General features: G+C 63.2%; 9 protein-coding genes. 7 read left to right on the top strand and 2 right to left on the bottom strand.

The window, feature by feature from the left end; genetic code table 11:
- The coding region (locus SX243_12275) for a DNA cytosine methyltransferase (protein MDY7093739.1) at positions 1–771 on the bottom strand (771 nt) is incomplete at its 3' end.
- Positions 772–827: 56 nt separating this feature from the next.
- The gene (locus SX243_12270) at positions 828–1,589 is read right to left on the bottom strand and encodes an FKBP-type peptidyl-prolyl cis-trans isomerase (protein ID MDY7093738.1); all 762 of its coding nucleotides are present in this window, start codon (positions 1,587–1,589) and stop codon (positions 828–830) included.
- A 334-nt stretch (positions 1,590–1,923) separates the two neighbouring features.
- On the opposite strand from SX243_12270, the gene SX243_12265 reads away from it, so the two are divergent.
- From SX243_12265 to SX243_12235, 7 genes are all read left to right on the top strand, one after another.
- The gene (locus tag SX243_12265; GenBank protein MDY7093737.1) at positions 1,924–2,706 is read left to right on the top strand and encodes a ParA family protein; all 783 of its coding nucleotides are present in this window, start codon (positions 1,924–1,926) and stop codon (positions 2,704–2,706) included.
- A 225-nt stretch (positions 2,707–2,931) separates the two neighbouring features.
- Positions 2,932–4,119, top strand: coding sequence for an AAA family ATPase (locus tag SX243_12260; protein MDY7093736.1), 1,188 nt, complete (start codon positions 2,932–2,934; stop codon positions 4,117–4,119).
- Between the two features lie 296 nt (positions 4,120–4,415).
- Positions 4,416–7,721, top strand: coding sequence for a hypothetical protein (locus SX243_12255; protein MDY7093735.1), 3,306 nt, complete (start codon positions 4,416–4,418; stop codon positions 7,719–7,721).
- Between the two features lie 75 nt (positions 7,722–7,796).
- Positions 7,797–9,380, top strand: coding sequence for a hypothetical protein (locus tag SX243_12250; GenBank protein MDY7093734.1), 1,584 nt, complete (start codon positions 7,797–7,799; stop codon positions 9,378–9,380).
- 313 nt (positions 9,381–9,693) lie between these two features.
- Complete coding sequence (locus SX243_12245; GenBank protein ID MDY7093733.1) at positions 9,694–10,116, top strand: putative toxin-antitoxin system toxin component, PIN family; 423 nt, start codon at positions 9,694–9,696, stop codon at positions 10,114–10,116.
- 2 nt (positions 10,117–10,118) lie between these two features.
- Positions 10,119–10,343, top strand: coding sequence for a toxin-antitoxin system HicB family antitoxin (locus tag SX243_12240; GenBank protein ID MDY7093732.1), 225 nt, complete (start codon positions 10,119–10,121; stop codon positions 10,341–10,343).
- A gap of 351 nt (positions 10,344–10,694) precedes the next feature.
- Positions 10,695–11,732: an NADP-dependent oxidoreductase gene (locus SX243_12235; GenBank protein MDY7093731.1), complete on the top strand. Its 1,038-nt coding sequence runs from the start codon at positions 10,695–10,697 to the stop codon at positions 11,730–11,732.
- The last annotated feature ends 246 nt before the right edge of the window (positions 11,733–11,978 follow it).

The raw sequence follows: 11,978 nt of genomic DNA, 5'->3' as shown, positions 1-11,978 counted from the left end.
AGTCACGGCTGCCGGGTCGTCGGCCCGGACTCGATGCAGGGCGTAGCGGTACGAGTGGACCAGCCGAGGATCGACGACGAGCTCGTCGTCTCGGATCGCTGTCGACTCGGCTGCCAGCAGAGTGTTCAAGGAGCAGGTCGGTGTCGGCGGGTCGGAGGGGCCTTCGATTTCGGGCAGGCGGCCCTCCCGGGAGGCCAACAAATAGTAGCGCCGGCGGCGGTTGGGCCAGCCCAGCTGGCTGGGGCAGAGGAGGGCTTCGCGCACCGCGTAGCCACCGTCCTCGAGGACCCTCAACAGGCGTTGCCGGCAGCGGGAGGATTCGAAGCCCGGCACATTCTCCAGCGCCAGATAGGCCGGACCAGCCTCGGCCAGGCGGTCGATGAGGTGCAGCAGGGGGCGGGCGCGGGGATCGGCGTCGTCGAGGCGTCGGCCGCGGCGGGTGAAGGGCTGACAGGGTGGGGACAGCCACCAGAGGTCGGCGCCGAATTCCTTCAGATCCCGGGCGGAAAAGCCTTCCATGGCCCGCAGGAGCGCCCGGTGGTCGGGGAAGTTGTGCCGGTAGGCCTCCAGGGCGAGGTGGTTGACATCCACCGCGGCGGTGATGCGGTGGCGGCCGGGGGCCTGTTGCCGGAGCGCCTCGGAGCAGCCGCCGAGGCCGCAGAAGAGCTCTAAAACGGAAAAAACCCGGGGTGAAGAGAGGGGGCCGTCGCCGGCCGCGCTCTCTCCACCCCGAGTCTTTCCCCGGGCGTCATCCCGGGTTGGCGAAGACATCGTGGGATCCGCTCCTGGGAACCGTCCCCTCGACGCCTCGTCTTCCGTTGGCTCGCTTACTGCTGAGCAGCCGGAGGAGCGGGGGCCGCAGCGGCGGCGTCGACGATCTCCAGCAGCTCGACATCGAAGGTCAGGGCGGCGCCGCCGGGGATCTTCGGCGGAGCGCCACGGTCACCGTAGGCGATGTCCGGCGGGCAGGTGAGGGTGGCCTTGCCGCCGACCTTCATCATCTGCATACCCTCGGTCCAGCAGGCGATGACGCGGTTCAGCGGGAAGGTGGCGGGGGTGCCGCGCTCCACCGAGCTGTCGAAGACGGTGCCGTCCCGCAGCTTGCCGGTGTAGTGGACCTTGACGGTGTCGGTGGCGGCAGGGGTCTCGCCCTCGCCGGCCGCGGTCTCGAGGTAGACCAGACCGGACTCGGTCTTCACCGCGCCCTCGGCGGCGGCGGCGGCGTCCAGGAACTCGCCGGCGGCGGCCTTTTCACGCTCCGCGGCGGCCTCAGCCCGCTCCTGGGCCAGAGCCTGGATCTGCGGCAGGTACTCCTGGATGTCGATGTCGGCGGTGTCGTTGACACCGTCCGCCAGACCCTTCTGCAGCTGGCTCAGCTCTTCGTCGCTGAGGTCGAACTGGCCGAGGTTCTGGGCCATGGCGACGCCCATGGCATAGAAAGTCTTCTGGGTGTCCTGGGATTCGTCCATGGCTCCGGTCTCCGTCGCTGCGGCGTCGGCCTTCTCCTCGCCGTCCTGGGCGCAGGCCGGGAGGACCGAAACCAGGGTCAGGAGGAAGACGGAAGCCAGAATTCTAGGGATATGTCGCACAAATTTCTCCTTTCGTAGCTCAAGAATCGCCACCTTAGCAAGTGCAAGGGCGCCTGTCGAGGCGGGCAGCTGCAAAGGCAATGCAAAGTTCAGGCCGAATCCGGAATCGGTCTTCGATGGCCCATGGAGGAGCTCGAATCCGAGAGGATTTGCCGCGCCGCGGAAGAATGCCGCACCTTGACGAGGTGGTGCCGCTGTGAAAGCGTTTTCCGTGGGAAACCGGTGCTTCAACGGAGTCTCCGGCGGCCAAGCAGGGTTCGCTGGAGGTGGATCCGGCGGTCCCGGAGAGCCGATAGAGCGGGCGGGTGCCTGTAGCTGAAGGGAGCGAAGAGTGATGCGATATGTGGTCTTCAATCGAAAAGGCGGGGTGGGCAAGTCCACCCTGGTGGTCAATCTGGCAGCGGTGAGCGCCGCCGAGGGGCTCAGAACCCTGGTGGTAGATCTCGATCCCCAAGGGAATTCGACCCAATACCTCCTGGGTCGGGACGCCGCCGATGCCACTCCCGGTGCCGCGGAGTTCTTCGATCAGACTCTGGGCTTTCGACTGCTAGCGCCGGAGCCCGACAGCTGGGTTCACGAGACACCCTTCGAGAACCTCAGCCTGATCCCCGCTAGCGACGGCCTGGCGGATCTGCAGTCGAAGCTCGAGTCCCGCTACAAAATCTACAAGCTCAAAGAGCTCTTGGAGCGGCTGGAGGAGGACTTCGACCGCGTCTACCTGGACACCCCGCCGGCGGTGGGCTTCTACACCCTCTCCGCCCTCATCGCTGCCCAGCGCTGCTTGATCCCCTTCGACTGCGACGAATTCTCCCGCCGCGCCCTCTACCAGCTCCTGGGCACGGTGCGGGAGGTGAAGGAGGATCACAATGCGGATCTGGAGGTCGCCGGTGTGGTGGTCAATCTCTTCCAGGAGCGCGCCAAGCTGCCGCGGCAGCTGGTGGAAGAGCTGAAGAAGGAAGGGTTGCCGGTGCTGGAGCCTTTCGTCAGCGCCTCGGTGAAGGTGCGAGAATCCCACCGCGCTCACCGGCCCCTCATCGACCTGGCGCCGAGTCACAAGCTCAGCCGGCAGCTGCTGGAGCTCCACGGGGTGTTGGAAGAGCAACTGGAGGGCTGCTAGGACCCTGCCGGACTCCTTCTGTCACGGGCGAGCGGCGAATCTTTCCTCATCCTTGGGCGTTCTGCGAAGCTCAGCCGTAGGAATCTAGAGCCATCCTTCGCGGTTGCAAAGGGTAGGCCGCTTTGCCCGCTCCCTCCGCGGGCCTGAATTCCGAGAGCCTTTTCGATCACGTCCGCCGTGGGACACGGTTTCGCCGACGGCGTTGCAGGAGAGATGATGGAGACCATGACCGCCCAAGCACCCGCTTCCCGCTCTTCCGACAGCCAGTCTTCCGACACCCCGCTCACTGCTGCCAGCGCCGAGCCCCGCCAGCTGGAGGACATCACGCCGCCGAAGATCTTCCAGGAGCTGCGCCGCGGCGTTTTGGGGCAGGATCGGGCGTTGCGCTTCGTCTCCGTCGCCATCTACAAGCACACCACCGGCAAGCAGCCCGGCAACCTGCTGATGATCGGCAACTCGGGTACCGGCAAGACCACCATCATGAACAACATCCAGCGCCTCTACAACGAGGTGCCGGAGTACCGCCCGTTCCGCGCCGTGACGGTGATCAACGCCAACCTGCTGGTGGACGCCGACCGCCTCGAATTTCGCCCCAACCGTCTGCTGGCGGCGGTGGAGCAGCGCGCCCGAGCCATCGCCGGCGAGAAGCCGTCACCGGAGGCCCTGCAGGAAGCCATGGAGCGGGCCACGGTGTGTATCGACGAGATCGACAAGATGTCGACGGTGCTGGCGGGCAAGCCCAACGCCCTGGGCGTGGTGTTGCAGCAGGGCCTGCTGACCCTCATGGAAGGGGAGCGGGTGGCCTATCCCATTCACGCCTGGGTGGACGGGAAGGAGCGGGAGATCAAAGTCGACATCGACACCCGCCACATGATGTTCGTTTGCGGCGGTGCCTTCGAGAGTCTCTACGATCAGGTTTACGAGCGGGTGAGCAAGCCCGGTAGCGGCGCCAAGCTGCGCAAGCGCACCGTGCGCACCGCCGATGGCCAGGCGCGCATCGAGACCCGCTTCTCCCTCGCCGAGCTGTTGAAGCCGATGGATCTCTTCGACTTCGGCATGGTGCCTCAGTTCATGGCGCGCTTCGAGAAGGTGGTGGTGCTCAACGATTTGAGCGTCAGCGTGTTGCGCGAGATCCTGATGGAGAGCTTCGACTCCCCCTGGGTGCGCGCCCGCCAATTCTTCCGCGTGATGAAGATCGAGCTCGACATGGAAGACCTGGCCGCCGCCCTCATCGCCGAGCATGCCGCCAAAGACACCCGCACCGGCGCCCGCGCCCTGCGCCCGGTGGTGAGCGAGATCCTCAATCCCCTGGAGTTCAATCCCTGGGATCACCCCTCTCTCGAAAAGACCGACGATGAGCACTACCACCTGACGGTGAGTGCCGACATGGCGCGCAAGGCGATCGAGAGTTGATTCCTTGGATCCGGGATGCTCCGGATCCAATCCGCTGACGCCGTTCTCCTGACGCCGTTCTCCTGACGCCGTCTTCTATCAGCGTTCCCCTGACACCACCGCCGGGGCCCGGTGCCGGGCCCCGTTTCCTTGCTCCTTCCCCCAGCCTGCGCAGCCTCCTCCGGCCCGCTCTCGAAGCGTAGCCCCGTCCGTACATATATCTTTTGATCGATCTTTTCGCGTTTGACAACCCGTGAATTGATTAACTATGTTGGTGATATATGTTTGCGAAAGTACGGTTTGGTTCCTAAGTGGAGTTGAATCAAAAAAAGCCGCCGATCGTAGCGATCCTCTTCCTGGTCGTGTTCTTGATGGGGGTGCTGTATTTCGTCGCGTCCCAACAGCTCGAAAACTCCAAGGCGCACCGTCTGCGCCTCCTGGCTGGCTTCAGCAGCCGGGTGGAGGCGACGGTGCCGGACTTGGCCAAGCGTTTCGAACGCATTGCTCAGACCACCTCTCAACAGCCTAAATCGGCGGAAGAAACACAACGACCCGAGTCACCATCGGATGTCGAGCGCTATGTAGAACAAATCCCCAACTTGACGTATTTGTCGGATCGAGAGAGAGATCTGGAGACCTCGGAAAAGCTCTCCCCTCGGGATCTGCCGGCGTTGGAGATCAAACCCTTGGGGCCCGACGTCTACCTGGTTTTTCGCGACTGGTCAGCGACTTGTTCCGAGCCTCCGGCGCCTTGTCGGAAGGTCAGAGAGGTGAAGGCCAAGCTCGATCTTGCGACCCTTCTGGAACCGGCAGTGCTGCCGGAAACCTTCGACTCGATCCTGCTGGCCGAAGCGTCGGAGGAAGGGGCGGTTCTTTTCCAGCAGGGAGAGCAGGAGTTGCGCCTCACCTCTCTCGGGGCGGTCCGGAGCGTCGAGCCAGGAGGTGATGAGGACGCTCAGGGCGGCCGTCTTCAGTCCCTTCTCGGCTCTGATCGATGGGACATCGGTAGCCGCGGCCTATCTCAAACGCCGTCGACCGGCTCGCTTCCCATCGAAGTCGCGGAGGTGGAGTACCGCTTCTTCTTCCAGCCCGTGGTGCTGGAGCTGCCAGCCCTCAAAGAGGAGGGCTCGCAGCCCCCCATCCACTGGATCGCGGGTGGATTCGTCGCCCGGGACCGGTTGCTCTCGGCGAGCTTCACTTCCTCTCCCATTCTGTTGTTCGCACTGCTGGCGATCTTTCCGCTGGGAGTCCTTGCCTGGCCGTTTCTCAAGCTCTGGTTGATCTCCAGCCGGCAGCGGATGACTCGCCTGGATGTCGGCTTTCTGGTGATCTCCTCAATGGTGGGTTGTTTCCTGCTCACCCTGCTGGTGCTCGATCTCGCGTTCTGGCACCAAATGAGACAGGAGGTCGACTCGCAGCTCGGTGATCTGGCCGCAAAGCTCGAGCACAATTTCGAACGAGAGCTCGGGCATGCCTTCGACCAGCTAGAGAGTTTCCATGGTTCTCTGGAGAAATTCAAAGCAACAACAGGCACCCAGGCGGAGCAGGAGGGAGATTTCGGCACCAGCCCGACCTGTGAGCCTGCCCCACCGTCGCTGTACCCCATCCTCCACTCGGTCTTCTGGGTGAACTCGGCGGGCGATCAAGAGGTCAAAATGGCCTTCCGCGAGCACTCTCGGCGGAAATCCCGTGTCCAGGATCGGGAGTACTTCCAATGTGCGGTGGGCGAGATCGCTCCCTACCGGGTGAAGCTGCCGGAACGGGAACAAGAAGTCGAGCTTTGCCTCCAGTCGGTGATCTCCAATACCGGCGGTGCGGATCAGGCCATCCTGGCCATTCCCAAGTCCCGGGAGGATCCCGAGAGCACCGAGGGAGACGGAGAGGAGCTGCAACCTATTCTCGCCACTCAGCTAGCCTCCCTCACTCAGGCGGTGCTGCCCCAGACGTATGGTTTCGCGGTGGTCGATGCGACCCAAAGCGGTTCGGCCGAGGTGCTCTTTCACTCCGATTCTCGGCGCATTCTCTCGGAGGATCTCCTGAAGGCAAGCGATGAAGATGCCTTGCTGGCCTCGATGCTCGAGACGCGGAGAGAAGGACCGCTGACGCTGCGCTATTGGGGGCAACGGTACCGAGCTCACGTCACTCATCTGGAGGGCTTCCCCTGGGCCCTGGTGACCTATCGCACCACCCAGGACCTGCGGATGCGCAACCTGGAGCTCTTCTACGACATTGCCAACCCCGCGGTGCTCTACTTCGGCATCCTGCTGCTCTTGCTCCTGCTTTTACGCAATCGACTGTTCGTTCAGGTATCCCTCTGGCCCCATGCCCCCAAGAACAAGCTCTACAGCTGGATCGTAGTGCTTTCCATCCTCGTCTTGAGTGTCTACTGCCTGGCCTTCGGCTGGGCCGAGCGTTCCCTCGCGCCCCGGAGCCTCTTCTTGGCCCTGTTGACGCTGTTCGGGCTGCCGTTGGCGGTCGGGCTGGGCTTCGTCGTGCTCTGGCTCAAAGACTGCGGGCAGCTCTACCAGCGCTGGCCGGATAGCAAGCGGGGATGGTGGCATCGGGAAGTGCGGCGTGCCCACGGGCGATTGACAGCATGGCTGAGGGAGGATCGGTCCGGGGTAGAGCGAGGTCTGTTGTTGACATCTGCCGTGTTCGCGGTGCTTGGCTTGCTGCTGAGTCCATGCTTGGCGACGCTCGCAATGCTTCTCACCGTCGTTTCCGGGACTGGGATCTGGTTCATCTTCCGCAACGAATTCCGTCAGCCTTCCCAACAGCGCCGAACTTATATCTTCGCCATGACCTGTCTGCTCTTTCTGCTCTCCGTCGTGCCCGCCATCGGACTCTTCTCCCTCGCTCAGGAGCGGCAGTGGACCTTTTTGGTTCAAGAAACCCAGGAGGCCTTGCTGCCGGCCCTGATCGAAGAGCGGCGGCAGACCGTGCAGTCTCCTGAGGCGAAGAGTGCATTCTTTAAAGCCTATGATGATGAGCTGAAGGAGTTTCGGAAGGGGCTCCTGGCCTCCATCTTTGCAACGAATGCCTACGAGAGTGAGCGCTCCAGCAGATCGCTGTCGGAGAGTCGGGGATGGCCCTGGAGCGACGGGCTTTCCTCCTTCCTGTCGAGTCGCCTGGTGCCGGTGAACGATCTTTCGGCGAGACCTCGGGGCGTTGATGTTTCGCGCTTCCGGACGCCGGCGGGATCGTGGTATTGGGATCGACCGGGGCCGAGCTCCGGAGCGATCAAAGCCGGCGACGAGGCCGATTCCGACAACACCGATTCCGAGCGGGATGCCCGACCTGCGCTCGCCCGCCAGCTGGTAGGCGAGCTCTATCCGGCCTCGGACCAGGCGATCCAGTGGAATCTTCAATCCACCGTACCCCGGGGAGGATTCGGCAGGCTCCACGGTGATTTCGGACCGCTGATGATCCCGATCTTCCTGCTGTTGATCTTGATTGCCGTGTGGTTGGCTTCGCCGTACCTCGCCATTCGCTGGATTGCGGACCGGGTGCTGCTGGCGCAGTTGGCGCCGGTTCGACGGGAGCTGTTTCTCGGGGGCGAGTGGGAAAGCAAGGTGGAGACGAGCAACCAGGAGAGCGACGATGCACGCAGTGAGCTGGCGTAGGACGGTGCTGCTTTGCAATGGGATCTGTCCAATCTGCGGGACTGGCTCAGATTTGCTCACGGCCGCAGGGAAGGGATGCTGCTGGTTCTGGGGGTGCCCGACCTGGGGCTGAGGAATCTGGGAGCCTTGGGGGAAGATTTCGAAGAGATTCCGTGGACCGACGATGAGCTTTGGGAGGTTCGGAAATCCGTCGGCGGCAAGTCGATTCCGCCGACACTCTCCGAATTGTTGGAGCGGGAGGAATTGGCCGGGCCGGTGCTGATCACCCGATTCAGTGTCGACCTCGAGCTCGAGAAAGACGCGGCCGACAAACTGGCTGAGAAGCTCAAGACCCTGAGTCATTGGCACCGGAGTCAGGAACACGCCATCGTGGTGCTGGCGGATCTGGATCCTCGAGAAATCCTGCGCGCCGCGGAGCTCGATGACGATCCCACTTCCAGCCGTTCGGTGCTGCGGCGTCGTTGGGCGGCCCTGCTGGGATCCTTCACGTTTCACTACGCTCTCGATCAGGGGGATGTTGGAGAGTTCGAGGGGACCATCCGCGACGAGCGGTTGCAGGCCGTGCGGCAGTGGTCGGACAAGCTGGGAGAAGGGTTCGAGATCGTTGACAAGAAGCGCAGGGAGCTCCAAGCGGCAGAGAGCGACCTGGAGGTCAATAGGCAGCAGGTGCGGGAATGGCAGGAGGCCGCGAAGGGTCAAGGTAAATCTCTCGGAGAGGATCTGAAAGAGAGGATCAAGAAGGTACAGACAGGTCGCTGGAACGAAGAGCAGGTCGCCGCTGAGCTTCTTCCAGCCCTGGAACACTCGATTTCCAAGAAGGAAGGCCAGGATCTGGAGCTGGAGAAGGCGGCGGAAGGGGGCGACGAGGGCGGGGACCAGAGCAGTCTGGAGACGCGGGAATCTGAGCTGCACCAGCTGAAGCAGTTTCAGGCGGTCCTCGAAAAGGGAGGAGAGGCACGACAGAGGAGAGATGGTCTCAGGAAAGAAGTGAAGGAGCTGCTGGAAGAGATTCGCAAGGCCTATCGCCGAGGCTATCTCGCAGTGCTCGATGTCGTCGACGTGGTGGATCGGGAGTGCCGGCACACGGCTCAGCTGCAGAGGATCGGCGGCCAGATCCTGAGTGAAATGGCTCCGGAAGACTATTCGGCCTTCAGCGAGGACAAGATGGTGGCCAAGATCGCCCTCCGGGCGCGCACTTACTACCATGCGATCTGGTCGGCGACCACCGAGGATGAAAAGGTGGTGCTCTCGCAGCTCGGTCACACCGGGTTGGTCAGCCCGCTGAATCGTCACCGGGTCCTGGATCTCATGTACCGCGGGTTGATCATCCGCAGCCCGGCGCTGCAGCTGATGAACCGCAGCTTCGCTCTCTTCCTCCGCCAGACCGTCAGCAAGACCCAGCTCCTCGAGTGGGAGAGCGAGGAGGGGGCTTCCGTGTGGTCGATCCTACGCTGGCTGCTGCCGGTGCCGCTCCTGCTCCTGGGCGGCTTCGTCTTCATCACCCAACGGGACGTGGTGTCGTCCGCCCTGGGCTTCCTCCTCGCCGCGGCCAGCGTTGCCCCGACCCTGATCAACCTCTTCGGCTACTTCGAGCAACGCTTCGCCCAGCGGGTCGCCGAGGAGCGGGAGCGGGACCGCAAGGCGGCGTCGAAGAGATGAGCCGGGCAGCCCGCCCGGCCCCACCTCACCCACCTTCAGAGCGCATCAACATTTGGGTCCCCCGTGCTGGGGGCGTCTGAGAACTGGGGTGATTCTGTGCATCCCGGAGGGCGTTTTCAGGCTCGCAGATAGCTCCAGCATCTCCTCGTTTTCCGCCTCATTAACATTTGGGTCCCACCTACCAACATTGGGCCCCCCCTGCAGCAACTGTCTTAAGCGCGGGCTTTGGCAGATCTGGTTTTGGGGGCTCTGTCAGATTCCCCCGCTTGAGCCGATGCAGGGTGTATGCTGTCATATGTGCTAGCATGAGGCTGTGCGGATAGTCGTAGACACCAGCGTCTTCGTGAACGCCGTTCTCGGCCGAGAAGGCAGCGCTAGTCGTCAGGTGCTACGCCATTGCCTCTTGCGGGAGCTACAGCCCATGATGGGCATTGCCTTGTTCTTAGAATACGAGGATGTGACTCACCGACCGGAGCTCACGAAGAGATCTCCTCTCACGGCTACCGAGATTGATGAGCTGCTTGATGCCTTCGCTAGCGTTTGCCAGTGGACGAACATCTACTACCTCTGGAGACCGAACCTGACCGACGAAGGGGATCACCACCTCCTCGAGTTGGCCGTGGCATCCGGGGCGGAAGCCATCGTGACCCAGAACGTCCGCCACTTGCGGAGCGGCGAGCTCCAGTTTCCGCAGATCCAGATCCTTCGCCCGGCAGACTTGCTCAAGGAGCTTTGATCATGGCCACCGTCACCGTCCGCCTCCCCGACGAAAAACACGAGCGCCTCAAGCAGCTCGCCAAACGCCATGGAATCAGCTTGAACAAGCTCTTTGAGGAACTCTCCACCACGGCTCTGGCCGAGTTCGACGTGGAGACTCGGTTCCGGGCGCGGGCTCAGCGCGGATCTGCGGATCGGGGGTTGGAGCTGCTAGATCGGCTTGATCGGGCTGAGGCGAAGCAGTAGCCAAGTCTCACTCCGGAAGCCCGTCCGGGGCATACCCATTTCCACACCCCCACCCCAGATTTCTTCTCCCCCACCCCGATCCCTCAGCAACTTCTCTCCTCCCCAGACGTAACCCCACCATCCGTTCCCATCCCTTCCCGGGGCATCAGCGCTACCGAAGACAGCAATTCTTTTGTCCCGGTTTGGCGTGTTCGTAGCAGTGCAAATTTCAAAGGCCCGTAGCAGGCCGGAGGTGCTGGTCATTCTTCGGATCGGGTGATGGGGAGCTGAGCTCTCCGGAGTCGAATGCGCGAGGCTACAGTGCTGCCGGGGGAGCCGGTGGCGGAGATTACCAACAAGGAGTGCCCCCCAATGCCTCATCAGAACCTCCAGGTGCGCCTGGCGGCGCGGCCCGTTGGGCTGCCCAAGGAGAGTGATTTCGAGATCATCGAGCGACCCATTGAGGAGCCGGGAGACGGAGAGGTGTTGGTGCGCAACGTCTATCTGTCGCTGGATCCGGCCATGCGCGGGTGGATGGATGATCGCAAGAGCTATATCGCGCCGGTGAAGATCGGCGACGTCATGCGGGGTCTCACCGTCGGGGTGGTGGAGGCTTCCGGACATCCAGAGTTCGGGCCCGGGGACGCGGTGCAGGGCACCCTCGGCTGGCAGGAGTATGCGCGGGTCGAGGCCCGCGAGCTCACCCGAGTGCCGCCGGGGGTGCCCCTACGGGTCGCTTTGGGGCCCCTGGGGATGACCGGCCTCACCGCCTATTTCGGTCTCCTCGACGTCGGTCAGCTGCAGGAAGGGGATCGGGTACTGGTCTCCGCCGCCGCCGGAGCTGTGGGATCGATGGTGGGGCAGATCGCCAAGCTCCACGGCTGTGAGGTGGTGGGAACCGCTGGGACGGACGAGAAGTGTCGCTGGCTCGAGGACGAGCTGGGCTTTGATGCGGTGATCAACTACAAGACCGCGGCGCAGACCCACGACAGCCTCCATGGCGCCCTCGCCGAGGCCTGCCCCAAGGGCATCGACGTCTATTTCGACAATGTCGGCGGCGAAATGTTGGATGCGGCCTTGCGGCTGCTGCGGCGCAACGCCCGGGTGGTCATCTGTGGTGCCATCTCCCAATACAACGCCACCGAGCCGGTGCCCGGCCCGGCCAATTATCTGTCTTTGCTGGTCAATCGTGCGCGCATGGAGGGCTTCCTGGTCTTCGACTATGCCGATCGCTTCGCCGAGGGCGTGAAAAAGCTGGGGGGGTGGTTGCAGGAAGGCAAGCTGCGCTACCGCGAGGAGGTGGTGGAGGGGCTGGAGAACGCTCCTCGGGCTCTGCTGCGCCTCTTCGACGGCAAGAAGAGCGGAAAGCTGATGGTGCAGGTAGCGCCGGAGCCGGCGCCTCAGGGGTAGCTAGGTCGAGTCCGAGTGTCCCGGTTTCGGGGCTGTCCCGCACGTACTAGATAGCGCTGAAGAGGCAGTGGAGCTGTGAGGAGGAGAAGCCCCCGGATGGGGATCTTGTACCGCGGCCCTCTCCCCGGTGGCGGCCCCGTACGGGAGATCTCGTCACCGACTTGCCGCGGATTTACCTTGTTTGTTGGTTAGAATCTCGTCAGCGCCAGCAGAACCACCGGTAGTACGGTGGGCACGATGCCCGCC

This window comes from Acidobacteriota bacterium (assembly GCA_034211275.1).
GTDB lineage: Bacteria > Acidobacteriota > Thermoanaerobaculia > Multivoradales > JAHZIX01 > JAGQSE01.
The sequence above is the reverse complement of the archived record's forward strand: the minus strand, read 5'-3'. Positions and strand labels throughout refer to the sequence as shown.

What these genes read in the sequence shown, in the direction of transcription:
- SX243_12265 (MDY7093737.1), top strand. Translation starts at nt 1,924, where the DNA reads ATGCGATATGTGGTCTTCAATCGAAAAGGCGGGGTGGGCAAGTCCACC.
- SX243_12260 (MDY7093736.1), top strand. Translation starts at nt 2,932, where the DNA reads ATGACCGCCCAAGCACCCGCTTCCCGCTCTTCCGACAGCCAGTCTTCC.
- SX243_12250 (MDY7093734.1), top strand. Translation starts at nt 7,797, where the DNA reads ATGCTGCTGGTTCTGGGGGTGCCCGACCTGGGGCTGAGGAATCTGGGA.
- SX243_12240 (MDY7093732.1), top strand. Translation starts at nt 10,119, where the DNA reads ATGGCCACCGTCACCGTCCGCCTCCCCGACGAAAAACACGAGCGCCTC.
- SX243_12235 (MDY7093731.1), top strand. Translation starts at nt 10,695, where the DNA reads ATGCCTCATCAGAACCTCCAGGTGCGCCTGGCGGCGCGGCCCGTTGGG.